We start from the raw sequence: 22,341 nt of genomic DNA, 5'->3' as shown, positions 1-22,341 counted from the left end.
ATTCGGCACCGCTATGCCCCTGACCTGCACCGTTGATATTGGCCGTGGTATTCTTGATAAATCGAAAGGGGCACTTGTCACATGATTTTCAAGGTCGGAGACACCGTCGTTTACCCCCATCACGGAGCGGCGCTGATCGAAGCGATAGAGACACGCACCATCAAGGGTGAACCGAGAGAGTATCTGGTTCTCAAGGTCGCGCAAGGCGACCTCACCGTTCGAGTTCCCGCGGACAACGCAGAGTACGTAGGCGTTCGCGACGTCGTCGGGCAAGAAGGTCTCGACAAAGTCTTTCAGGTGCTCCGCGCGCCGCACACCGAAGAGCCCACCAACTGGTCGCGTCGGTACAAGGCCAACCTGGAGAAGCTCGCTTCCGGTGATGTGAACAAGGTTGCCGAGGTCGTCCGTGATCTCTGGCGACGCGAGCAGGACCGCGGACTGTCGGCAGGCGAGAAGCGCATGCTCGCCAAGGCACGGCAGATTCTGGTCGGCGAGTTGGCACTGGCCGAAGGAACCGACCAGGCCAAGGCCGACACCATGCTCGACGAAGTTCTCGCTACAGCTTCTTAGAGTGAACGGTACTTCCGGCGACGTGGTCGCCCTGGTACCCGCTGCAGGCAAAGGCCTTCGGCTCGGATACGACGAGCCGAAGGCGTTCGTCTGTCTGGGTACGGACTCTCTCCTGACGCGGTCCGTCGACGGCCTCCGGGCCTCGGGTGCCGTCGACCGCATCGTCGTCATCGTGCCGACCGAGCTGCTCGACGCGGCCCGCCGTCATGTCGGCGACGACGTCACCGTTGTTGCCGGAGGCCTCGAACGCACCGATTCGGTGCGCGCCGGTCTCGCCGCCGTGGGCGACGCAGCCGTCGTGCTCGTCCACGATGCCGCCCGCGCCCTCACCCCACCGACGCTGATCGCCCGTGTCGTGGCCGAGGTGCGCGCCGGCCGCTCCGCCGTCATCCCGGTTCTCCCGGTCGTCGACACCGTCAAGGAAGTCGACATCATGGGCGCAGTGGTGGGTACCCCGGACCGCGCGTGCCTGCGGTCGGTACAGACCCCCCAGGGCTTCGACGCCGATGTCCTGCGCCGCGCGTACGACGCGACCACCGACATCTCCACCGACGACGCGGGCCTGGTCGAGCGCATCGGTGAGACTGTGCACACCATCGTCGGTGACGCCCTCGCGTTCAAGATCACCACCCCCCTCGACCTGCTGCTGGCCGAGGCTCTGACGAGAGGCGATTCATGAGAGTCGGCATCGGTACCGATGTGCACCCCATCGCCCCCGGCCGGCCCTGTTGGCTGGCCGGATTGCTGTTCGACGACGCGGACGGACTCGACGGGCATTCCGACGGCGACGTCGCATCCCACGCCCTGTGCGACGCGTTGCTCTCCGCGGCCGGACTGGGCGATCTCGGATCGGTGTTCGGGACGGGGCGTCCGGAATGGGACGGCGTCGGCGGAGCTGCCATGTTGACCGAGGTCAAACGACTGCTCGACGCCGATGGATTCGCGATCGGCAACGCTGCGGTGCAGATCATCGGCAACAGGCCCAAGATCGGACCGCGCCGCGCCGAGGCCCAGGAAGTGCTCTCGCGGGTACTCGGTGCGCCGGTATCGGTGTCTGCGACCACCACCGACGGGCTCGGGCTGACCGGTCGGGGCGAAGGAATCGCGGCCATCGCGACCGCACTTGTCATGACGAGGTAAAACCACCGGTAGCATTGCTGGTCGTGACCCTTCACCTACACGACACCGAGACGAGGGCCCTGCGGGAATTCACCCCCTTGGTCCCTGGCCATGCATCGGTGTACCTGTGTGGGGCGACGGTGCAGGGCGAACCGCACATCGGTCACGTGCGCAGCGGTGTCGCGTTCGACGTACTGCGCCGCTGGCTGTTGGCGCACGACTACGACGTCGCCTTCGTCCGCAACGTCACCGACATCGACGACAAGATCCTCAACAAGGCACGCGACGCAGGCCGGCCGTGGTGGGAATGGGCTGCCACGTACGAGCGGTCCTTCACCTGGGCGTACGACCGACTCGGAGTGCTTCCGCCGTCGGCCGAGCCACGCGCCACCGGGCACATCACCCAGATGGTCCAGATGATCGAGCGACTGATCGAACGCGGCCATGCCTACGCCGACGAGTGCGGTGACGTCTACTTCGACGTGCAGAGCTTCCCGAGCTACGGCGCGCTGTCCGGCCACAAGCTCGACGACGTGCACCAGGGCGAGAGCGTCGCTGAGGGCAAACGCGACCCTCGCGATTTCACGCTCTGGAAGGGCGCGAAACCGGGCGAGCCGTCGTGGCCGACGCCGTGGGGCCCCGGTCGGCCCGGCTGGCACCTCGAATGCTCCGCGATGGCGGAGAACTACCTCGGTTCGGATTTCGACATCCACTGCGGTGGACTGGATCTGGTGTTCCCGCACCACGAGAACGAGCGGGCCCAGTCCATGGCGGCCGGTGACGGCTTCTCTCGGTACTGGCTGCACAACGGCTGGGTGACGATGGGCGGCGAGAAGATGTCGAAGTCTCTCGGCAACGTGCTCTCGGTACCCAATGTGCTCAAAAAGGTTCGGCCGCAAGAACTTCGGTTCTATCTCGGTGGAGCGCACTATCGCTCGATGCTGGAGTATTCCGACACCGCACTCGACACCGCGGCCGTGACCTACCGGGGAATCGAAGGGTTCGTTCGACGAGCCGTCGAACGTGCCGGCGAGGTGCCGCTGGGTAAGTGGACCGCCGGATTTGCCGAAGCTCTCGACGACGACCTCGGAGTTCCCAAGGCTTTGGCCGAGATTCACGCGACCGTCACTCTCGGCAACACCGCACTCGAATCCGGAGACCTACCGGCCGCGGTGGAGTACGCAGGCAGCGTCCGGGCGATGCTCGACATCCTCGGCGTGGACCCACTCGATCCGCACTGGGTCAGCGACAGTGGTTCCGACGCTGCAGCTCTCGGTGCCCTCGGCGTCCTCGTCGAGGCCGAGCTGGAGCGTCGGGCAACGGCGAAGGCGACCAAGGACTGGGCCGCCGCAGACGAGATACGGACGAGACTGGCCAAGGCCGGAGTAGACGTGACAGATACACCCAACGGGCCCGAATGGTCGCTGGGTACGAGCAAGACCGACGAAGCAGGTTTGTGATGGCAGGCAATTCGAGTAGGCGCGGCGCGATCCGCAAGGACGGCACCAAGAAGGGGCAGGTCGCCGGATCGGGCGGCAAGCGTCGGAAGGGTCTCGAAGGCCGCGGCGCGACGCCTCCCGCCTCCGAGCGCACCAAGCACCCTGCCGCGCGTCGGGCCAAGCTCGCCGAGAAGTCTTCCCAGAACCGCGGCGGCAGCACCGGTGGCCGCGCGGGTGGACGACCGGCAGGACGCAAGGCCGAGGACGGTCCCGAGGTGGTGCTCGGTCGCAACCCGGTCGTCGAGTGCCTGCGTGCGGGCGTCCCCGCGACGGCCCTGTGGGTTGCCGTCGGTACCGACAGCGACGATCGACTCAAGGAAGCCGTGCAGCGTGCAGGCGACGCGCGGATCTCCATCCTCGAAGTTCCCCGCTCCGATCTGGACAAGCTCAGCGCCAACGGATTGCACCAGGGCCTGGCTCTGCAGGTGCCGCCGTATCGCTACGCGCACCCCGACGATCTGATCTCGAACGCGCGCACGCACCAGGAACCCGCGCTGCTCGTCGCGCTCGACAACATCACCGACCCGCGCAACCTCGGTGCCGTCGTGCGATCGGTGGCGGCGTTCGGCGGCCACGGCGTCGTGATCCCGCAGCGACGCAGCGCGAGCGTGTCCGCAGTGGCATGGCGAACCAGTGCCGGCGCGGCAGCTCGCCTGCCGATTGCACGCGCAGTCAATCTGACTCGCACACTGAAGGATTGGCAGTCCAAGGGCGTGACCGTCGTCGGCCTCGACGCAGGCGGCGACACCGAACTCGACACCTTCGACGGCAAGGGCCCAGTGGTCATCGTCGTCGGATCCGAGGGCAAGGGTCTCTCGCGTCTGGTCAGCGAAACCTGCGACCACATCCTGTCGATCCCGATGGCCGGACCGGTGGAATCGCTCAACGCATCCGTCGCGGCGGGCGTCGTATTGGCCGACATCGCCCGGCAACGCCGGGGATTGACCTAGGTTCTGATGCGGCCTGCGGTCTCGTGCATCGCGGGAACGACGATATCGACCATGTCGGTGGCGCTGTAGTTCTTTGCGTGCAGTGATGTGTTCAGTGCTGCCACGACGGTGCCGTTGCTGTTGCGCAACGGCACTGCGGCAGCACGCATTCCGACGTCCAGTTCGTCGACCACCTCGGACCAGCCGGCGTTGCGTACCCGAGTGATCTCGGCGCGCAGTGCATCTCGATCCACGAGCGTTCGCGGGGTCAGGGCTTCGATGGGGGCGTCGGCGAAATAGCGTTCGAGGTCGCTCTCGGGGAGGGCCGCGAGCAGCACTCGACCCGATGACGTCGCGTGCGCGGGGAATCGAGTGCCCAGCGTGATGACGACCCGCAACATGCGCGAGGACGGAACACGCGCGACATAGACGATGTCGAATCCGTCGAGGATGGCCACCGAGGTCGTTTCGCCCAATTGTCGTGCGAGCGCCTCGATGTGGGGTTCCGCCAGACGGGGTAGGTCCATGCCGGACAGGAACGAGAAGCCCAGATTCATCACCCGCGGGGTGAGGGTGAACTGACGGCCGTCCTGGCGGACGAATCCCAGTTCTGCCAACGTCAGCAACAGTCGACGGGCGGTCGCTCGGGTGACTCCGACAGCCTCGGCGACCTCGGTGAGGGTGCGGGCCGGGTGCGCGTCGTCGAAGCACTGCAGCACGCTCAGGCCGCGTTCGAGTGACTGCACGAACCAGGCGGGGCGTTGGTCGTCGGGAGCGATCTCGGCCGTCATGGTTCGAGTCTGCCTCATTGCTCTGTTCGCGCCGCATCACATCGCTCGGTGCTTGTGGTCTTGACCACAGATGTCACATCTGGTTACAGTTGTGCGAATAACAAACAACTGTGCGCTATCCGCACAAAATCGAAGGGCCGACAAGTGAACGTTGACGTCGCAGTCGCGGACGGATCCAGAGCACGGAAGGCTGCCATCGGCAGCTTCGTCGGTGCCGTGGTCGAGTGGTACGACTTCCTGCTGTACGGCATCATCGCCGCGCTGGTGTTCAACTCCCAGTTCTTTCCGAGCGTCTCGCCCGCGGTCGGCGTGATGGCCGCGTTCGCCACCTTCGGCGTCGGCTTCCTCTTCCGTCCTCTCGGCGGGATCTTCTTCGGCCACTTCGGTGACCGCCTCGGGCGCAAGCGCATGCTGATCTGGACGATGCTGCTGATGGGCGTCGCAACCGCGTTGATCGGCCTGGTTCCCAACTTCGAGTCGATCGGTTGGTTCGCGCCGCTACTGCTCGTGCTGCTGCGTGCGATCCAGGGCTTTGCGGTCGGTGGCGAATGGGGTGGCGCATCGCTGATGGCCGTCGAAAGTGCGCCGGCGAAGAAGAAGGCGTTCTACAGCAGCGGCGTCCAGGTCGGCTACTCCGTCGGTCTCATCCTCGCGACCGGCGCGGTCACCATCATGAGCAACCTGCTCAGCGACGACGCATTCACCAGCTGGGGCTGGCGCGTACCGTTCTTGGCCAGCGCCGTGCTCGTACTGTTCGGCCTGTGGATCCGATCCGGTGTCGAAGAATCGCCCGTGTTCGAGCAGGCAGTCGAGGAGAGCGGCGAGAAGAAGAAGCTGCCGGTCATCCAGGCGATCACCGAGCACCCCGGTTCCTTCCTCAAGATCATCGCGCTGCGCATGGCCGAGTTGTTCACCATGTACATCGTCACCACGTTCGCCCTGAGCTACACCGTCAACGAACTCGGCTACGAGCGACAGTTCATGCTCAACGTCGCGCTGCTGGTCGGTGCCATCGGCATCCTGAGCATCCCGACCTACGCGGCCATCGCCGACCGCTTCGGCCGCAAGCCGATCTTCGTCACCGGTGCAGTCGTCGGCGCACTGGCGGCCGTACCGTTCTTCCTCTCCCTGCAGGCAGCCTCGGTCGTCGCCATCGTGATCCTCGCCGTCATCCTGGTCAATGTCTCGCACGACATGGTGGTCTCGGTGCAGCAGCCGCTGTTCACCGAAATGTTCGGCCCCGAACTGCGCTACAGCGGAGCAGGTGTCGGCTACCAGGTCGCCAGCGCGATCGCCGGTGGCTTCACCCCCTTCATCGCAGCCGCTCTGGTCAGCTGGAACGACGGCTCCTGGCACTACGTCGCGGCGTACCTGGCCCTGGGTTGCATCATCTCGGCCGTGGTCGCAGCGCTGATGAAGAACATGGGCTCCTCGGATGTCACCTCCATCTCCGATCAGGCCGCCCCTGCAGCAGAAGCCGTTGTTGCAGAGCGTGTCTCGAAGTCGGTATGAGCTCGCTGACCCTGGTCGGCTCGCACGCGTCCACAGCGATGTCACCCGCGCTGTGGACGCGTGCGTTCGAGATCGCCGACGTGCCATCCCGCTACGACGCCTGGGAGGTCGCCGATGTTGCCGACCTACCCGATGTCGAGGATGCCCTGCGGGGCGGCCGTACCGATGCTGCGAACGTGACCATGCCCTGGAAGCATTGGGCTGCAACGGTTGCCGACGAGGCGGATCCCGATGTGGTGGTGTCGGGGGTGGCGAATCTGTTGTTCCTGCGATCGGGTGCACTGTTCGCCATGAACACCGACATCGCGGCGGTACGGGCGGCGACCTCGGGACGTACCTTCGGCTCGACGCTCCTGCTCGGGGCAGGTGGCGCCGCCCATGCGGCCGCGTTCGCGCTGCGGGGCCACATCGAGAGGCTGGTGGTCTCGGATGTCGACAGTCGTGCGGCGGAAAGCCTCGTGGGCGAACTCGACGGGTACGACGGTTCCGCCTCGGTCGTCGACTGGTCGGATCGAGCAGTGGATCTGGAGTGCTACGACCTGGTGATCAACGCGACGCCGATCGGCCGCGACGGCTCGGAAGATCAACTCGCCTGGGGTGCAGGTGAACTCGGGCCAACGGCGACGGTGTACGACTTCGTCTATGCCGACACGCGCAATGCCGCCGAGTCCTACGCGGCGGACCGAGGAATCGAACTGATCGACGGATGGACTCACCTGTTCCACCAGGCCGACGCCATGGTTCGCCCGCTCGGCCTGCCGGATCGGATGTCGGATGCACTGCGTCGCAGCATTCGTGAGATCTGCCCCGCTGCAGCCGGGATCAACCGATAGCGCGGAAGTGTATCTGTGTTCCTGGCGTCAGCTGCGCGGCTGCGGAGACGTCTGCCGCAGTGACAACCGCGATCACCGGATAACCGCCCGTGACGGGGTGGTCGGCGAGAAACAGCACCGGCTGCCCGGACGGCGGAACCTGAAGTGCACCCAGAACCATTCCCTCACTGGCCAATTCGTCGTCTCTCGTGCGGCGCAAGGGTTCGGCACCGTCCAGCCTGATCCCGACGCGATCGGAATCCTGCGTGACGGTCCATGACTGCTCGAGCAGAATCGATCGGGAGCGCTCGGTGAACCAGTCTGCACGTGGACCGAAGGTGATGCGCAGTGCGCCGGGTTGTGCGGGCGGTGGAACGAACTCTGCTGCAGGCCAGTCGGCTTTGTCGTTCCCGACGGGCAGGGCGGTACCGGGGGAGACCACAGCCGGGCCGAGACCGGACATCGTGTCCGTCGACCGACTGCCGAGGACGGTAGGAACGTCGATTCCGCCCCGCACGGCCAGGTAGCTGCGCAGACCGCTTGTGGGCGCAGACAGTTCGAGTACCTGCCCGGCACGGAATGTGATGGTCGAGAACAGGCCCTGCTCTGTGCCGTCCACGCGGCAGGTCACCTGCGCCCCGGTGACGGCCACGATCGCGTCGAACTCGGCGCGGACCTTAAGGCCACCGAAGGTCACCTCCAGCGTCGCGGCATCGGAAGTGTTGCCCACCAGTCTGTTCGCTGCATCGTGCGAGAGCAGGTCTGCCGCCCCCGAGCGACCGACCCCGATCGACGCATGCCCCGGGCGGCCGCGATCCTGCACGGTGCACAGCGGTCCCGTCTGCAGAACGGTGAGGGCTCTCATGCCTGCTCGAACCGGACGGTGGTGCCGGGCCGGAGCAGCGCCGGTGGGTCGCGGTCGAGGTTCCAGAGTGGTGTGTCGGTGCGGCCGATCAGCTGCCAACCGCCCGGCGAGGAGCGCGGATAGATGCCCGAGAATTCGCCTGCCAGGCCCACCGAACCGGCTGGGACGCTGGTGCGCGGCGACGAGCGGCGCGGGACGTGTAGCCGCGCGTCGGTGCCGACGAGATAGCCGAAGCCGGGTGCGAAACCACCGAACGCAACGGTCCACGTCTGATCGATATGTGCCGCAACGACGTCCGTGGTGGACAGCCCGGTCAGACGGGCGACGTCGTCGATATCCTCGCCGTCGTAGACCACCGGGATCGTGACGGTCCCCGAGTGATCTCCATCGGGCGTCGCGGCGGGTGTCACTGCCGCGATCCAGTCCAGTATCGGTTGCTTCGGCCCGTCGAACATCACCAGCACGGTCCGAGCAGCGGGAACCAGATCGACGACGCCGGCGGGTGGGTCCAGCGTGAGCGCCCGGTAATACGCCATCGTCTCGTTCAGTCCGTCGAATTCGACGAGTGCTGCACCCTCGCCGGCAGAGAGGATGCGCATCAGACGAAAGCGGTGATATCGATGTCGTTGGCGCGGAGCAACTCCGAGACGGCAGTGGCCATCGCGACCGCGTCGGGGGAGTCGCCGTGCAGGCAGATCGATTCGGCCCGAACGTCGATTCTCGAGCCGTCCGCCGCCAGCACGGTGCCGTCGGTGATCATGGTCAACACGCGCTGGGCGACGGCGTCGGGATCGGACAGTACCGCGCCGGGTTCCGAGCGGGACACCAACGTTCCCTGCGGGGTGTAGGCGCGGTCTGCGAAAGCCTCTGCGACGGTGCGCAGTCCGGCTCGCTCGGCTTCTTCGAGGAAGATCGAACCGGGGAGCCCCAGTACCGGCAGCGTGCGGTCGTAGGCGAGGACGGCGTCGACGACGGCCTTGGCCTGGCCGTGATGGTGCACGATCGCGTTGTACAGCGCCCCATGTGGTTTGACGTAGGCGATAGCCGATCCGGCGACCTGGGCGAGGCCGTCGAGTGCACCCATCTGATAGATCACGTCCGCGGTGAGGTCGGCGGGGGAGACGTCGAGGAAGCGTCGGCCGAACCCGGCGAGGTCGTGGTACCCCACCTGCGCTCCGATCCGCACGGCTGCGTTCGAGGCCGAACGGCACGTACTCAGCAGAGTGGTGGGATCACCGGCATGGAAGCCGCACGCAACGTTGGCGCTCGACACCAGGGCGAGCATCGCGTCGTCGTCGCCGAGAGTCCATGCACCGTAGCTTTCGCCGAGATCGGCGTTGAGATCGATGGACGTCACCCTCGACATCCTAGGCGGCGACGAGCCGTCCGGAATTGGCCTTGCGGGTTCCGCCGATCGCGCGGCAGACGAGATAGATGACGAAGGAGATGGTGGTGACGAACGTCGACACCGGCAGGCCCGGGGCGAGGGAGAGCAGGATGCCTCCGACGGCGGCGACCTCGGCGAACAGAATGGACAGCAGAGTCGCCTTGAGCGGGCTGGCCGTCACTCGCGCGGCAGCGGCAGCCGGGGTGATGAGCAGCGAGAGCACCAGCAGTGCGCCGACGATCTGGACGCCCAGTGCACAAGCGACGCCGACGAGTACGGCGAACACGACCGAGAGGGCACGAACGGGAACGCCGCGGGCCAGCGCCACCTCGGGGTCTGTGCTGGCGAACAGCAGCGGCCGGTAGACGACGGTCAGCACGATCAGTACCAACACCGCGCAGACCAGCAGCAGCTGGATACCGCTCTGTCCGACGCCGACGATCTGGCCGATGAGCAGCGAGAAGCTGGTTCCGGTTCGGCCGGGGTAGAGCCAGATGAACAGCACCGACAGGCCGAGGCCGAAAGACATGATGACGCCGATGACCGAGTCTCGGTCGCGGGCCTTGCTGCCGAGCAGCGCGAACATCACCGCTGCGACAACGGATCCGACGATGGCACCGAGGCCCACCGTGATTCCGACGAGCAGAGCAGCGGACGCACCGGTGAGCGAGAGTTCACTGGATCCGTGCACGGCGAACGCCCACTGGCGGCTGACGATCAACGGGCCGAGGGCACCGGCGAGCAGCCCGAGAATGGCGGCGGCGATGAGTGCCTGCTGGACGAAGTCGTATGTCAGCAGGTTGGCGGTGGTGTCGAAGTCGAGCATCTTCGAGAATGCGTCGAGAACCTTCTCGTTCATGCCTTGTCTTCTCTGTCGTGCGGCACGGGTGGGTGGTGTGCGCCGGCCGAGCCGAGCGCATCGATGGAATCGCCGGTTCCGACGACGATGAGCCGGCCGCGGACCTTCAGGACCTCGACCTCGGTGCCGTAGAGCTCCGAGAGGACCTCGGTGGTCATGACGTCCTCGGGAGTTCCGATGCGGAACCGGCCGTCGACGATGTAGACGATGCGGTCGACGAGGGGGAGGATCGGGTTGATCTCGTGCGTCACGAACAACACGGCGGTCTCGTGCTCCCGCCGTCGGCGATCGATGAGGCTCGAGACCAGGGATTGGTTGGCGAGATCGAGGCTGAGCAGGGGCTCGTCGCACAGCAGTACCGACGGATCGCCGACGAGTGCCTGGGCGATGCGCAGTCGCTGCTGCTCACCGCCGGACATGGAGCCGACCGGCGCACCCGCGAACGAATTGGCGTCGACCTGATCGATCGCTCGCTGCACCGTCTCCTTGCGCCTTCGTATGCCGCGCAGGCCCATGCCCCACCGATGGCCGTCCCAGCCGAGGCCCACGAGGTCGCGTCCGCGCAGCGGCAGATCGTCGTCGATGTTGCGCTGCTGGGGGATGTAACCGACGCCCGACTGGCCGCGACGGACGGGATTGCCGTCGATCGCGGCCGTGCCGGACGTGAGGTGATTCTGGCCGAGCAACACCTTGAGCAGAGAGGTCTTACCCGAGCCGTTGGGGCCGAGAACGGCGACGAACTCGCCCTTCTCGACCGTCAGGTCCAGGTTCTGCCACAGCGTGCGCTCGCCGAACGCCAGTCCGGCATCGCGCAGTTCTACAGCAGGCATGTACTACAGCTTTCCATCACGCCGGTTCGGGTCAGGAGGCGGTGGTGAGCGCGGCCTGCAGATCCGTTGCAGCCTTGGTCTGCCATTCGAGGTACGTCATGCCGGCAGGCAGCGTTTCGGTGACCTCGACGACGGGGATGCCGGCCGCCTCGCTGGTGGAACGGATGTCCTGGGTGACCGCATCCTCGGTCTGGATGTTGTAGATCAACGCGCGAACCGAGTTCGACGTGAACAGATCTCGCGTCGCAGCGATGGAAGCGGGCGAGGGATCGTTGCCCTCCTCGATGGAATCCTTGAAGTCCTCGGGAGTGCGATCGTCGAGATCGGATTCCTCGATGAGGTAATGCGCGATCGGCTCGGTCTGCGCCACCGGTGCGTTCGGGAAATCGGCGGCGATCTGCGCCGTCACGTCGGTGATGGCGTGCACCTGCTCGTGGAAGGTCTCGGCGTTGGCGGTGTACTGCGCGGCGTTGTCGGGGTCGAGCTGACCGAGCTTCTCGGCGATTTCCTCGGCGGTGTGCGCAGCGACCTCGGCGTTGTACCAGACGTGCTCGTTGACCTCACCGTGTGAATGGCCGTCCTCGCTCGCCGGTTCGGCTGCTGCTTCCGAGGTGGGCTCGTCGGAGGAGTGATCATGGCTGTCGTCGAGCAGCGTGAACGCGTCGACGGACGGTACGTTCTGGCCCTCGGAGGCGAGGATGTCCTCGATGAACTCGTCGTAGCCGCCACCGTTGTAGACCACCAGCGACGCCTCGGCGACGGCGGCGGCATCGGCCGGGCTGGCCTCGTAGGAGTGCGGGTCGGCAGAGGGATCGGAGATGATCGATGTCACTGTCGCCAGGTCGCCTGCGACTGCCTCGGCGACGCTTCCCCACACGTTCGTGGATGCAACGATCGTGATCGGTCCGTCGACGGCGGTGGCCGGTGCGGATTCGGTGCTCGCGGATTCGGTGGAGCTGCACGCGCTGAGCGTGAGCGCTGCGGCGCAGGTCAGGCCCAGTACGGCCGTGAGCTTGGTCCGGGACGCGCGATGGTTGGACGACATCGATGTACTCCTGATGAGCGGAACTTGACGCTAATGGAAACCGTTACCGTTGTACTCTAGCGCGCAGTGGGGTGGCGGATCGAATCGGATGAACGCGACCTCGAGTTTCTCTGCGCCGCGTTGTGGGACTAACGTCCCGGTTATGGCCAGGTCAAGCGAACCGCGACGTCAGGCGACGTTGGCGTCGATCGCTGCCGAGCTCAAGGTTTCTCGCACCACTGTCTCGAACGCCTACAACCGACCCGATCAGCTCTCCCCGGAGCTTCGCGAACGCGTGCTCCAGGCCGCGAAACGCCGCGGCTACGCCGGTCCCGACCCGGTCGCCCGATCGTTGCGCACCCGTAAAGCAGGTGCCATCGGGCTGCTCCTCACCGAAGCGCTCAGTTACTCCTTCCGCGACCCAGCCGCGATGAGCTTCCTCGCCGGACTCGCCGAATCCTGCGAAGCCGCCGGACAGGGCCTGCTGCTGATCCCCGCCGGAGCCGAACGCGACGACGTGCAAGCAGCCGCTGTCGTCCAACAAGCCGGAGTCGACGGATTCGTCGTCTACTCCGTCGCCGACGACGACCCCTACCTCGCTGCAGTGCGCGAACGCCACCTCCCGATCGTCGTGTGCGACCAGCCCCGCAACATCCCCGAAGCCGCCCTCGTCGCCATCGACGACCGCGGCGCGATGAAAATGCTTGCTGCACATCTGATCGCGCTCGGTCACGAACACCTCGCGGTACTGTGCATGCGGCTCGGACGCGACCGCCGCGATGGCGTCGTACCCCCGGGGCGGTTGGCGGACAGTCACTTCCACGTCCAACGCGAACGTATCGCCGGAGTTCAGGCCGCCATGATCGACGCCGGACTCGACCCCGACACCCTCACCGTGGTCGAACGCTTCGACCACACCGTTCGCTCAGGCCACTCCGCCGCCGCCCAAGCACTGCAGGCCAACCGCGAAACCACGGCGTTGCTGTGCACCACCGACGTCATCGCCCTCGGTGCACTCAACTTCGCCCGAGTCTCCGGAATCGATGTGCCGAGCCAACTCTCGGTCACCGGATTCGACGGCATCTCCGACGCCATCCGCGAAAACCTCACCACCGTGCGCCAGGACGCCGAGGAAAAAGGCCGTCGAGCAGGAAAACTGGTGCTCTCGTCCTCGCACTCGGGCATCGTCGCCGCCGAAACTCTGCCGACCGAACTCTTCCGCGGACGAACCGCAGGACCGCCGCCGAAACAGCCGCCCGCTATCGCCTGAGCTGCCCCTCGCCCGTTCGCCCCCGCCGCCCGCCCGCTCCCCGTTCGCGTGCCCCAGTTCGCGTCAATGGACCATTGCACGGCTCAGACGTATGCAGGGTGCCATCCACGCAGCGGACCCCAGTGGGTGAATGAACCACTGCACCGGTCAGACGTATGCAGTGGTCCATTGACGCAGCTGGGGTGAGCCCTAGGCGCTGAGCAATCTCGCGCAACGCAGTAGACCCAGGTGACTGTAGGCCTGGGGATGGTTGCCGAGTGATCGTTCGGCGATGGGGTCGTATTCCTCACTGAGCAGTCCGGTGGGGCCTGCGGCGCTGACGAGCTGGGCGAACAGTGCTTCGGCCTCGGCGCGTTGTCCCACCAGTAGGTAGGCCTCCACGAGCCAGGCGGCGCAGAGGTGGAAGCCGCCCTCGCCGCCGGGCAGGCCGTCGTCGTGGCGGTAGCGGTAGACGGTCGAGCCGCTGCGCAGTTCGGCTTCGGTGGCAGTGACGGTGGCCGCGAAGCGGGGGTCGGCCGGGTCGATCAGTCCGGACAATCCGATGAACAGCGTCGCGGCGTCGAGGTCGGTGCCGTCGTACGCGGCGGTGAAGGACTGCACTTCCTCGTTCCAGCCGTTGGCGAGTACTTCCTCGCGGATGGTATCGCGCAACGATGCCCAACCGGGTTCTGTTGTACGACCGAAGGTTTCGGCCAGACCGATGGCGCGATCGACGGTGATCCAACCCATCACCTTGGAGTAGACGTGGTGCCGGGGGTTGTCTCGAATCTCCCAGATGCCGTGGTCGGGCTCGAACCAGCGACGCTCGACGGCCTCGACCATGGCGCGGACGAGTTCCCAATCGTCGTCGGACAGGCCGTTCTCGGAACCCTTGGCCTTGCGTGCATGGGCGAGGGCGGAGACCAGTTCGACGATCGGGCCGAAGACGTCGAGCTGAACCTGTTGATTCGCAGCATTTCCCACGCGCACCGGACGCGAGCCGGCATAGCCGGGCAGCTCGTCGATGACAGCCTCTGGCGGTAGCCCGAGACCCCAGATGGTGTAGAGCGGGTGCAAGCGCTCGGGGCCGGAGACCGACTCGAGTACCCCGTGAATCCAGGAGAGGTAGTTCTCGGCCTCGGCCGTCGACCCTACGTCGACCAGCGCGGCTGCGGTGAGTGCGGCGTCGCGCAGCCAGCAGTATCGGTAGTCCCAGTTGCGCACTCCGCCGATGTCTTCGGGTAGCGAGGTGGTGGCTGCGGCCATGATCGAGCCGGACTCGGCGTGGACGAGGCCTCGGAGGGTCAGTGCCGATCGCTTCATCAGATCGCGCTTGAGCGGCGGCAGGTCCAGGCCGTCGGCCCAGTCCTTCCAGTACGCCTCCGACGCGCGGCGACGATCCACCTCGTCCCACGGGTGCTCGCTCAGATCGTCTGTGCCGAGGCGCAATTCGAGAACGATCGGACCGTTCGAGGGATCGACCTCGGCGTGCGCGGCCTGCTGCGAACCGTCGGAGACGATGTTCCAGGCAACGCCGGGACTACGCAGCACCATCGGATCTGCCGTACCGAGAATGCGCAGGCCGTCGACATCGGGTTCGAGTGAGGCCCAGGCCTTTCCGAACTCCGGACGCGGCGCGAACGTCACGACGGCGGTGGCCTTGCCGGTGATGACGCGGGTCAGCGCGGTCTGGCCCTGGCCGATGTCGTGCGGCAGATAATCGGTGACCTGCAGGCTGGCCCACTTGGTCTGCACCGTCATCGTGCCGTCCACGTACTGCTGACTCAACGGAAGCGATGCGCGGGTGGGTCCGACGCTGAAGTGGCCGGCCTGATCGCCGCCGAGCAGGTGTGCGAACACGGCTGCGGAATCGGGTTCGGGGTGACACAGCCAGGTGACGTCGGCGTCGGGGGTCAGCAGGGCAACGGCATTGGGGCTGGCCAACATCGTCAGTCGTTCGATGCGCGGGGCGTCGGCTCCCGAAAGCCACTGCCGTCGCTCTTCGAGTAGGAATGCCAGGGCGAGCGCGACGTGCTCGGTGCTGTCGATGCGGAACTCCGCGAGGGTGTCTCCCGGTCCGATCTTGACGCCGATGTCCGGCCCGTGCAGGTGTCCGAAGGCCTTCTCGTCGGTGACGTCGTCGCCGAAAAATACTGCGGCAGTGGCGGCTTCCTGGTGCCGAAGAATGTCGAGGGCGACGCCCTTGTCGGTGACGATGACTGCCAGTTCGATGACGGACTTGCCCTCGGTGACCTGAACGCCGTCCCGTGCGGCCGCGCCGGATCGCACTGCTGCGAGCGCTTCGTCACCGGCGGCGGTCTCGGCGTTGCGGACGTGCAGCGCGACGCTGGCCGGCTTGGTCTCGATGCTGACGCCGGGATGGGCGTCGGCGATGGCCTGCAGTTCGCCGGTGATGACGGTGAGGAGCTTCTTGGCGTTGTCGTCGATGGCGTTGATGAATCCGGCGTCGAACTCACTGCCGTGGCTGCCCACCAGCTGCACCTCGGACGGCAGGCGGGAGAGGATCGCGAGATCGCGGAGGGCACGCCCGGAGATGACGGCAGCGTTGGTGCCGGCGAGGGAGGCGAGCCCGCGCATGGCGCTGACCGACTCGGGGTGCGGGAAGGCCTTCTGCGGGTCGGAGACGATCGGCGCCATGGTGCCGTCGTAATCGGACGCGACGAGTAGACGCGGAGTCCGAGCTACTCCAACGAGCGCGCGGCGAAGTTCGAGCGGCAATTCGAGAGCAGTCACCCGTCGAATCTAGGCGATGAACCCCGCCTCGGCGTACCTGGCTTTGTGCGCGGGATGTATCACTGCTGGTCGGGGACCAGACCGGGTGACGGAGTCACTCCGGAGGCCGCCGACATCGAGGCGGCGGACTTGGTGACGATGGCCAACATGGCTCGCTGCGCGCCGTCGGCGTCGCCGGATTGGATCGACGACGCGACCACGCCGTGCAGTCGGATCGCCTCCGGGTCGGCCTGCCGCGACATCAGGGCATGGCGGGTGCGGCCGGCGAGCACCTCCACCACGATGTCGGACATCGAGCGCAACATCGGGTTGCCCGACGCCGCGAGCAACGTGCGATGGAAATTGCTGTCGTGTTCGAGGTAGGCGTCGGAGTCGGCGGCCCGGGACGTCGACGACATTCCGATGACGGCGGCCGTCAGCGCGCCGCATTGCTCGGGCGTTGCTCGATGCGCGGCGAGCTTGGCTGCCAAAGGCTCGATCCCCGAACGTAATTCGCTGAGCAGCAGCAACTGCTCGGCGCGGGCCGGCCCGGCCAGTTGCCAGCGGATGACCACCGGGTCCAGGGAGTTCCAGTTCTGCGAGCCCTGCACGGTGATCCCCACGCGTCGACGCACGGTGAGCAACCCCAGCGATTCCAGGACGCGGACCACTTCCCGGACGACGGTCCGTGACACGGTGAACCGCACGGCGACGTCGTCGGCCGAGATTCGGGTCCCGCTCGGGATCGCGCCGCTGACGATGTCGCGACCGAGCTCGTCGAGCACCGAATCGTGCAGCTGGCGGAAGTCGCTGGTCTCGCTCATGTCCGACCGATCGTCCCACGCCTTGCCCGGTTTCTCGCGTCTGTCCGGTCCACCCGAGCGAGATGGAGCAGTATCGAGGGATGGCAGCACAGACGACAGGCAGAGCACATCATCCGGTTCTCGTGGTGATGGGAGTGTCCGGTTCGGGTAAATCCACAGTGGCGGGCATCCTCGCCGGAGCCTTGAAATGGGACCTGCAAGAAGGCGACGACCTGCACCCGGACGCCAACGTGGAGAAGATGGCGTCGGGTCAGCCACTGACCGACGAGGACAGGTGGCCATGGCTCGACGTGATCGCGGAGTGGATCACCGAGCACACCTCCACGGGTCGGTCGGGAATCGTGACGTGCTCGGCCCTCAAGCGGTCGTACCGAGACGTGCTGAGCGCCGCATCGAGGGACGGGGCCGAGGTGATCTTCGTGCATCTGGCCGGCACCAAGGACCGAATCAGCGGACGCCTCAACGCTCGGATGGATCACTTCATGCCGTCCTCGCTGCTCGATACGCAGATCTCGACGCTCGAGCCACTCGGTGACGACGAGAACGCGATCGTCGTCGACATCGGACCGCCGCCGACCAAGATCGCCGAGCGCATTCTCGTCGAGCTCGAAAAGCGTGCGGGCATGTCGGAGAGTCACTGATCGCCGTTTCGTATCTGCCACGGGGGATCAATGTGATTTCCAGTCGGTCTGACTGCGGCAATGCGACATTCATCCGGGCCTGGGGCCGCAAACGGGGCGCAGATCTGCTCACGGCTGTCCTGAACGTGCACATTTCAAGCAAGCGCGCTTGCTTTTAAGTACTACGAATGACCGAAAGGACTTGTAAAAGTATGACGAATGCGAGATAGTGAGCTTGTTCACTTTTTCAGTGAGGAGACAGCTCATGGTGCGAGGCGCACCCGCCAGGCCGGTCCAACTTCCCGTTCCCAATGCTGACGTCTGGGACTGGCAACTCGACGGTCTGTGTCGCGGATTGGACTCGTCCGTGTTCTTCCATCCCGAAGGTGAACGAGGCCGCGCTCGCACCTCGCGTGAGAAATCCGCCAAGCAGGTCTGCGGCCGCTGCCCGGTACTCGAACAGTGCCGCCAGCACGCCCTCGAGGCGAATGAGCCCTACGGCGTATGGGGCGGAATGTCCGCACACGATCGCGCCGACTTCTACCGCGGAGCCGTTCGTACCGCTTGATCCCTGAGCGGCCTCGGTGCGCTCGCATGCGCCCGGGAAGAATCGTTCATCGTCGGACGCTAGATCCTCCGTGTCGGTACTGCGCCCTCGACGCTCGCCTGCCGTGGACTTCATTTCCGGTGGCGACGTCGGCCCCGGAGGCTCGGCTGATGTCGCATCTCGTGTCGGCCACTTCCGCTGAAGTGCCACGTGCGTTTCGTGACCGATCCCGATGTTCTGCTGAATGTGTTGCGGCGCAATCAAAGTCGCCGGTCGCCTCGATCTCGGTCCATGTCCGCCGGTCGTATGGCAAGACGACGGTCGGTGATCCTTTCTCGCGGTTTCGGAAGCATTCGCAGAACGTGGATGCGCGGGCATGGTCGTTCGGCACTCGCTTTTTCCTTGCGGGATCGAGCCCGGTGTGTAAATGTAAGTGGGCGCTCACTTACATTTGGAGGAATCATGATCGTCAGCACGGAAACGCTCAGACGGGAGTTCGGCTCCCTCACCGCAGTCGATGACCTGAATCTGCAACTGCCTGCCGGTGGGGTGGTCGGACTGGTCGGCCCCAACGGTTCCGGAAAATCCACCCTCATTCGCATGCTGCTCGGACTGATCGCTCCGACCGGCGGCTCGGCGTCCGTACTGGGCGAGAGCATCGAGCGTCCCAGTCGATACGCCGGGAAGGTCGGTGCGCTGATCGAAGCACCCGCTTTCGTTCCTGCACTGTCGGCCCGAGCCAATCTCGGTTCCATTGCTGCACTGCGAGGAATCCCGCGATCGCGGGTCAACGATGTGCTCGACATCGTCGGCCTGGCAGGGCGAGGGTCCGAACCCGTCAAGCGATTTTCACTCGGCATGAAGCAGCGCCTGGGCATCGCGGCGGCACTTCTGCCCGACCCGACCCTGCTCATTCTCGACGAGCCGACCAACGGGCTCGACCCAGCCGGAATCGTCGAGATCCGAGCACTGCTGCAGAGACTGGGAACGCAGGGCCGCACCGTCGTGGTGTCCTCGCATCTGATGACGGAAATCGAGTCCATCTGCTCGTATGTCGTGGTGATCCGCTTCGGCGTCCTGATGTTCTCCGGGCCCATCTCGGAGCTGATGGAACGCGCCGACACCACAGTCGACATTGCAGCCGAACATGACATCGACACCTCGAGACTGCGTGATGCACTGACCCGAAACGGATGGACAGTGTCCCCGAAATCCGCTGAAACGTTGAGTGTTTCGGCCGGAGCCGCGGATGCGGCGAGGATCAACCGCGTTGCCGCCGAAGCCGGAGTGACACTGCGAACGCTCTCCGTGCACAGAGACAGCCTGGAAGCGGTGTTTCTGGCCATGACCGGTTCGGACGACGGAGAACTGGCTCGAGACCGCGACGCTGCCCTGAGCGGACGCGACACGGCTGGAGCGCGACGATGATCGGCGTCGTGCGCAGTGAATCGGTACGCATCGGTCGGCGTGGCATCGTCCTCGGGTGGCTCGGACTGACAGCCGTGTTCGCTGTGTTGATCAACTTCGTCATGTTCAACGTCGTCCCGCAGGACGGCACCTCGATGACGGACGGTCCCGGCGTGGCGTTCCCCACCGCGCAGACGCTGTTGTCCGCGGACGGGATCATCGCCGGACTCGGTGCCGCAGCGTCGTTCTTCGGGGTGGTCACTCTCGCGTTCTGGGCACTGGCGACCGCAGGCGACTACAGCACGGGACTGGTCCGCATCCTCGTCGCCGCAGAACCACGCCGATGGCGACTGCTCCTCGGCAAGTGGATCGCCCTCGCCGCCGCCACGGCTGCCGTCAGTGCAGCTGCAACCGTCGTCAACGTTGTGGTCGCACCGATAGCCGCGCAGGCCGGAGGGTACGCGCCCGACGCATGGAGCGATGGCACAGTCGGCGTGGTGCTCACCGCGTACCTGCACCTGTATCTCTCTCTGCTCGTGTGGGGAACCCTCGGTCTGGCACTGGCAACTTTCACTCGCTCCGCCGGAATCGCGATCGGAGTAGGAGTCGGTTACGTCCTGTTGGTCGAGGCCATCATCGCTGCGGTCGCCGGTGACGCGGCGGACTGGCTTCCCGGGTCGGTCCTCACCGCTCTCGCACAGGGCGGAAACGCCGCAATGACACTGGCGGTGGCGTCCATCGTCGGCGCGGCGTACGTAATCGTGGCGCTGTCGGCGTCGTTCACGGTGTTCCGACGCCGCGACATCACCGACTGAACACCGTCGACGAGAGTCCGCGGAATCGAACACCGGAGAATGAGGGCATGCAAGAGCGATCCAAGCGCACCCAGGACGCGTTGATTCATGCCACGACCGAGCTGGTGGCCGAGGTCGGCTATCACCGGGCCACCACCAGAGCAATAGCCGAGCGCGCAGGAGTGTCCGAAGGCACCATCTATCGACACTTTCCCGACAAGCAAGCACTGTTCGCAGCGGCAGTACTCGCAGGTCAGCGTGAGGTCACCGAATGGATGGCGCAACTACCTGGGCGCGCCGGGACGGCACCCATCGTGGACCTGCTCGAGGAGACGTTCACCCAACTCTCTCGACTTCGAGAGGCAGTTCTCCCGATGAACGACGCGCTACCGGTTGCCCGGCCGAATCTCACGGCCGACCAGCTCGAGGAAAAGGTGCGCGAGGCGGGCGGTCCACCACTTCTTCTCTCGGATTACATCGCAGCAGAGAGCAGTCTCGGAAACCTGCCGGAGACACTGGATCCGACCCGGACATCAGTGATGATTCTGTCGTCTTTCCTGGGCGTTCAGACCAGCCCCCTCGCCGGTACCGACGGGCTCGACGACAGCGACATTCGGGGCTTCGCCGAATTCGTCGTGCACGGTCTCGTGTCGGAAGCTCGCTAGCCGGCTTCGACCACACCGAACTTGTCGGTGGGTTCGTGTTTCATGACGATCCATGAACAAGGTCCTGCGTGCGACGCTCGTCAGTGCGGTCGTCATCACCACCGTCATCGGCATTGCGTCCTTCGTGCTCAGTTTCGCTGCACTGTGGGATCTGGCCACGATGGCAGGCGTTCCACGCTCGCTGTCCTGGCTGTGGCCGGTGATCGTCGACGGCACCATCCTGCAGGCCACGATCTCCGTGATTGCGCTGGCCCAAATCGAAGATCAACGCAGTGGTCGACGCTTCTTCTGGGGTGTGTTGATCACGGCAGCTCTGGTGAGTATCGGCGCAAATGCCATGCACGCCTTCATCTCCGACGCCGGCACACTGCATCCGGCCCTGTCGGCGGCAATTGCAACCGTCGCCCCGGTGAGTCTGTTGGCCGCGACCCACGGACTCGGCATCCTCGTCCGGGTACCGGCGGAACTGCCGAAGACCGTCGCCGAAGAAGCCGCTCCCGAAGAGGTGGCGATCGCGGTCCCGAGAACAGAACCCGTGACACCTGCAGCCGAACTCACCACCCCGGATATACCGGCACCCGCGCCGATCGAGCGCACCGAGCCGGTCCGCACCGAGCCCGTCCTCACCGAGCCGGTCCGCACCGAACACCGCCCGCCTGAATCCCCGGTCACCTCGGTGCGCACGGTCGAGCCTCTCGACGACGTCGATCGCTGGATTCTCGACGAGGAACGTGTGGACGATCTCTATCCCGTCGACGCCCCGTGACAGCCGGTGGCACCATCGAAGGATGAGTACACATCTGCCGAGATCCGTCGTTCCCGAGAAGCCGAAGCCGGGCCAGGAGTCCGTCTGGGATTACCCCCGTCCGCCCAAGCTCGAAGCCTCGAACCGTTCCCTCGTCGTCCGGCTCGGCGGCGAGGTGATCGCCCGCACCACCGCCGCCTACCGCGTACTCGAGACGAGCCATCCGCCCACCTGGTACATCTCGCCTGCAGACGTCGTTCCCGGCGCGCTGACCCCCTCGGCGGCCCGCTCGACGCACTGCGAGTGGAAAGGCGCAGCGACCTACTGGGACGTCCACGGCGGAGACGCTGTCGCAGAGGCCGCCGGGTGGAGCTACGAGAACCCCACCCCTCGGTTCGCCGAGATCGCGGGTTACCTGGCGTTCTCACCCAGCCGCCTCGAGTGCGAGATCGACGGCGAAGCGGTCCGACCCCAGGAAGGCGGGTTCTACGAGGGCTGGATCACCGACGACGTCGTCGGTCCGTTCAAGGGAATCCCGGGCTCCTACGGGTGGTGACGCC

Annotated in this window: 24 protein-coding genes; 15 read left to right on the top strand and 9 right to left on the bottom strand. The window is 65.8% G+C overall.

Annotation, left to right across the window (positions count from 1 at the left end):
* The first annotated feature begins 81 nt into the window (after window positions 1-81).
* From R3P95_RS24925 to rlmB, 5 genes are read left to right on the top strand one after another with little or no spacing between them, the layout of a single operon-like run.
* A complete protein-coding gene (locus tag R3P95_RS24925; RefSeq protein ID WP_027494344.1) occupies window positions 82-570 on the top strand; it encodes a CarD family transcriptional regulator in 489 nt (162 codons plus the stop codon).
* Between the two features lies 1 nt (window position 571).
* Complete coding sequence (gene ispD, locus R3P95_RS24920) at window positions 572-1,249, top strand: 2-C-methyl-D-erythritol 4-phosphate cytidylyltransferase (protein WP_317549806.1); 678 nt, start codon at window positions 572-574, stop codon at window positions 1,247-1,249.
* Window positions 1,246-1,710, top strand: coding sequence for a 2-C-methyl-D-erythritol 2,4-cyclodiphosphate synthase (gene ispF, locus R3P95_RS24915; RefSeq protein ID WP_317549805.1), 465 nt, complete (start codon window positions 1,246-1,248; stop codon window positions 1,708-1,710). Before ispD ends, ispF begins: the two co-directional genes overlap by 4 nt.
* A gap of 23 nt (window positions 1,711-1,733) precedes the next feature.
* Complete coding sequence (gene cysS / locus R3P95_RS24910) at window positions 1,734-3,149, top strand: cysteine--tRNA ligase (RefSeq protein ID WP_317549804.1); 1,416 nt, start codon at window positions 1,734-1,736, stop codon at window positions 3,147-3,149.
* A complete protein-coding gene (gene rlmB / locus R3P95_RS24905; protein WP_317549803.1) occupies window positions 3,149-4,138 on the top strand; it encodes a 23S rRNA (guanosine(2251)-2'-O)-methyltransferase RlmB in 990 nt (329 codons plus the stop codon). The genes cysS and rlmB overlap by 1 nt, the downstream gene beginning before the upstream one ends.
* On the opposite strand, the gene R3P95_RS24900 is transcribed toward rlmB, so the two are convergent.
* Window positions 4,135-4,908 carry an IclR family transcriptional regulator domain-containing protein gene (locus R3P95_RS24900; RefSeq protein WP_300518764.1) on the bottom strand — a complete coding sequence of 258 codons (774 nt, stop codon included), beginning with the start codon at window positions 4,906-4,908 and terminating at the stop codon, window positions 4,135-4,137. The genes rlmB and R3P95_RS24900 overlap by 4 nt on opposite strands.
* A gap of 144 nt (window positions 4,909-5,052) precedes the next feature.
* Between R3P95_RS24900 and shiA the strand changes: the two genes are divergently transcribed.
* Both shiA and R3P95_RS24890 read left to right on the top strand, forming a co-directional pair.
* A complete protein-coding gene (shiA, locus tag R3P95_RS24895) occupies window positions 5,053-6,420 on the top strand; it encodes a shikimate transporter (RefSeq protein ID WP_068053766.1) in 1,368 nt (455 codons plus the stop codon).
* Window positions 6,417-7,253 (top strand): shikimate dehydrogenase family protein, encoded by an 837-nt coding sequence (locus tag R3P95_RS24890; protein WP_317549802.1) that lies wholly within the window; start codon window positions 6,417-6,419, stop codon window positions 7,251-7,253. Before shiA ends, R3P95_RS24890 begins: the two co-directional genes overlap by 4 nt.
* On the opposite strand, the gene R3P95_RS24885 is transcribed toward R3P95_RS24890, so the two are convergent.
* Genes R3P95_RS24885 through R3P95_RS24860 form a run of 6 tightly spaced genes read right to left on the bottom strand, consistent with a single transcriptional unit; the run spans window position 7,243 to window position 12,218 of the window.
* Window positions 7,243-8,097, bottom strand: coding sequence for a 5-oxoprolinase subunit C family protein (locus R3P95_RS24885; protein ID WP_317549801.1), 855 nt, complete (start codon window positions 8,095-8,097; stop codon window positions 7,243-7,245). The two genes, R3P95_RS24890 and R3P95_RS24885, sit on opposite strands and share 11 nt — an antisense overlap.
* Complete coding sequence (gene pxpB / locus R3P95_RS24880; protein ID WP_317549800.1) at window positions 8,094-8,696, bottom strand: 5-oxoprolinase subunit PxpB; 603 nt, start codon at window positions 8,694-8,696, stop codon at window positions 8,094-8,096. Before pxpB ends, R3P95_RS24885 begins: the two co-directional genes overlap by 4 nt.
* The gene (locus tag R3P95_RS24875) at window positions 8,696-9,454 is read right to left on the bottom strand and encodes a LamB/YcsF family protein (protein WP_317549799.1); all 759 of its coding nucleotides are present in this window, start codon (window positions 9,452-9,454) and stop codon (window positions 8,696-8,698) included. Before R3P95_RS24875 ends, pxpB begins: the two co-directional genes overlap by 1 nt.
* Before the next feature lie 10 nt (window positions 9,455-9,464).
* Entirely contained in the window at window positions 9,465-10,343 is an 879-nt protein-coding gene (locus R3P95_RS24870; protein WP_068053774.1) for a metal ABC transporter permease, read from the bottom strand.
* Window positions 10,340-11,173, bottom strand: coding sequence for a metal ABC transporter ATP-binding protein (locus tag R3P95_RS24865; protein WP_094640928.1), 834 nt, complete (start codon window positions 11,171-11,173; stop codon window positions 10,340-10,342). The genes R3P95_RS24870 and R3P95_RS24865 overlap by 4 nt, the downstream gene beginning before the upstream one ends.
* Before the next feature lie 31 nt (window positions 11,174-11,204).
* Window positions 11,205-12,218 carry a metal ABC transporter solute-binding protein, Zn/Mn family gene (locus R3P95_RS24860; RefSeq protein WP_068053783.1) on the bottom strand — a complete coding sequence of 338 codons (1,014 nt, stop codon included), beginning with the start codon at window positions 12,216-12,218 and terminating at the stop codon, window positions 11,205-11,207.
* Between the two features lie 142 nt (window positions 12,219-12,360).
* On the opposite strand from R3P95_RS24860, the gene R3P95_RS24855 reads away from it, so the two are divergent.
* Window positions 12,361-13,467 (top strand): LacI family DNA-binding transcriptional regulator, encoded by a 1,107-nt coding sequence (locus R3P95_RS24855; protein ID WP_068053785.1) that lies wholly within the window; start codon window positions 12,361-12,363, stop codon window positions 13,465-13,467.
* Window positions 13,468-13,656: 189 nt separating this feature from the next.
* Here the strand turns inward: R3P95_RS24855 and otsB are convergent, their stop codons facing one another.
* The gene (gene otsB, locus R3P95_RS24850; protein WP_317549798.1) at window positions 13,657-16,200 is read right to left on the bottom strand and encodes a trehalose-phosphatase; all 2,544 of its coding nucleotides are present in this window, start codon (window positions 16,198-16,200) and stop codon (window positions 13,657-13,659) included.
* A 59-nt stretch (window positions 16,201-16,259) separates the two neighbouring features.
* Window positions 16,260-17,003, bottom strand: coding sequence for a FadR/GntR family transcriptional regulator (locus tag R3P95_RS24845; RefSeq protein ID WP_037190693.1), 744 nt, complete (start codon window positions 17,001-17,003; stop codon window positions 16,260-16,262).
* A gap of 80 nt (window positions 17,004-17,083) precedes the next feature.
* Between R3P95_RS24845 and R3P95_RS24840 the strand changes: the two genes are divergently transcribed.
* From R3P95_RS24840 to R3P95_RS24810, 7 genes are all read left to right on the top strand, one after another.
* Window positions 17,084-17,644 carry a gluconokinase gene (locus tag R3P95_RS24840; RefSeq protein ID WP_317549797.1) on the top strand — a complete coding sequence of 187 codons (561 nt, stop codon included), beginning with the start codon at window positions 17,084-17,086 and terminating at the stop codon, window positions 17,642-17,644.
* A gap of 244 nt (window positions 17,645-17,888) precedes the next feature.
* Entirely contained in the window at window positions 17,889-18,191 is a 303-nt protein-coding gene (locus tag R3P95_RS24835) for a WhiB family transcriptional regulator (protein WP_008713079.1), read from the top strand.
* Between the two features lie 441 nt (window positions 18,192-18,632).
* Window positions 18,633-19,598 (top strand): ABC transporter ATP-binding protein, encoded by a 966-nt coding sequence (locus R3P95_RS24830; protein ID WP_317549796.1) that lies wholly within the window; start codon window positions 18,633-18,635, stop codon window positions 19,596-19,598.
* Window positions 19,595-20,392 (top strand): ABC transporter permease subunit, encoded by a 798-nt coding sequence (locus R3P95_RS24825; RefSeq protein WP_269596723.1) that lies wholly within the window; start codon window positions 19,595-19,597, stop codon window positions 20,390-20,392. Before R3P95_RS24830 ends, R3P95_RS24825 begins: the two co-directional genes overlap by 4 nt.
* A 47-nt stretch (window positions 20,393-20,439) precedes the next feature.
* Window positions 20,440-21,036 carry a TetR/AcrR family transcriptional regulator gene (locus tag R3P95_RS24820; RefSeq protein WP_317549795.1) on the top strand — a complete coding sequence of 199 codons (597 nt, stop codon included), beginning with the start codon at window positions 20,440-20,442 and terminating at the stop codon, window positions 21,034-21,036.
* A 52-nt stretch (window positions 21,037-21,088) separates the two neighbouring features.
* Window positions 21,089-21,802 (top strand): DUF2637 domain-containing protein, encoded by a 714-nt coding sequence (locus tag R3P95_RS24815; protein WP_317549794.1) that lies wholly within the window; start codon window positions 21,089-21,091, stop codon window positions 21,800-21,802.
* Between the two features lie 22 nt (window positions 21,803-21,824).
* Window positions 21,825-22,337, top strand: coding sequence for a DUF427 domain-containing protein (locus R3P95_RS24810; protein WP_068053796.1), 513 nt, complete (start codon window positions 21,825-21,827; stop codon window positions 22,335-22,337).
* Window positions 22,338-22,341: the final 4 nt, after the last annotated feature.

Origin of the sequence: Rhodococcus cercidiphylli (assembly GCF_033042225.1) — a bacterium.
Lineage (GTDB): Bacteria > Actinomycetota > Actinomycetes > Mycobacteriales > Mycobacteriaceae > Rhodococcoides.
The sequence above is the reverse complement of the archived record's forward strand: the minus strand, read 5'-3'. Positions and strand labels throughout refer to the sequence as shown.

Bases quoted from the DNA above. Each gene is read 5' to 3' on its own strand.
- R3P95_RS24925 (WP_027494344.1), top strand. From the start codon at position 82: ATGATTTTCAAGGTCGGAGACACCGTCGTTTACCCCCATCACGGAGCG.
- ispF (WP_317549805.1), top strand. From the start codon at position 1,246: ATGAGAGTCGGCATCGGTACCGATGTGCACCCCATCGCCCCCGGCCGG.
- rlmB (WP_317549803.1), top strand. From the start codon at position 3,149: ATGGCAGGCAATTCGAGTAGGCGCGGCGCGATCCGCAAGGACGGCACC.
- R3P95_RS24900 (WP_300518764.1), bottom strand. From the start codon at position 4,908: ATGACGGCCGAGATCGCTCCCGACGACCAACGCCCCGCCTGGTTCGTG.
- R3P95_RS24890 (WP_317549802.1), top strand. From the start codon at position 6,417: ATGAGCTCGCTGACCCTGGTCGGCTCGCACGCGTCCACAGCGATGTCA.
- R3P95_RS24885 (WP_317549801.1), bottom strand. From the start codon at position 8,097: ATGAGAGCCCTCACCGTTCTGCAGACGGGACCGCTGTGCACCGTGCAG.
- pxpB (WP_317549800.1), bottom strand. From the start codon at position 8,696: ATGCGCATCCTCTCTGCCGGCGAGGGTGCAGCACTCGTCGAATTCGAC.
- R3P95_RS24870 (WP_068053774.1), bottom strand. From the start codon at position 10,343: ATGAACGAGAAGGTTCTCGACGCATTCTCGAAGATGCTCGACTTCGAC.
- R3P95_RS24865 (WP_094640928.1), bottom strand. From the start codon at position 11,173: ATGCCTGCTGTAGAACTGCGCGATGCCGGACTGGCGTTCGGCGAGCGC.
- R3P95_RS24860 (WP_068053783.1), bottom strand. From the start codon at position 12,218: ATGTCGTCCAACCATCGCGCGTCCCGGACCAAGCTCACGGCCGTACTG.
- R3P95_RS24855 (WP_068053785.1), top strand. From the start codon at position 12,361: ATGGCCAGGTCAAGCGAACCGCGACGTCAGGCGACGTTGGCGTCGATC.
- R3P95_RS24845 (WP_037190693.1), bottom strand. From the start codon at position 17,003: ATGAGCGAGACCAGCGACTTCCGCCAGCTGCACGATTCGGTGCTCGAC.
- R3P95_RS24840 (WP_317549797.1), top strand. From the start codon at position 17,084: ATGGCAGCACAGACGACAGGCAGAGCACATCATCCGGTTCTCGTGGTG.
- R3P95_RS24835 (WP_008713079.1), top strand. From the start codon at position 17,889: ATGGTGCGAGGCGCACCCGCCAGGCCGGTCCAACTTCCCGTTCCCAAT.
- R3P95_RS24830 (WP_317549796.1), top strand. From the start codon at position 18,633: ATGATCGTCAGCACGGAAACGCTCAGACGGGAGTTCGGCTCCCTCACC.
- R3P95_RS24825 (WP_269596723.1), top strand. From the start codon at position 19,595: ATGATCGGCGTCGTGCGCAGTGAATCGGTACGCATCGGTCGGCGTGGC.
- R3P95_RS24820 (WP_317549795.1), top strand. From the start codon at position 20,440: ATGCAAGAGCGATCCAAGCGCACCCAGGACGCGTTGATTCATGCCACG.
- R3P95_RS24815 (WP_317549794.1), top strand. From the start codon at position 21,089: ATGAACAAGGTCCTGCGTGCGACGCTCGTCAGTGCGGTCGTCATCACC.
- R3P95_RS24810 (WP_068053796.1), top strand. From the start codon at position 21,825: ATGAGTACACATCTGCCGAGATCCGTCGTTCCCGAGAAGCCGAAGCCG.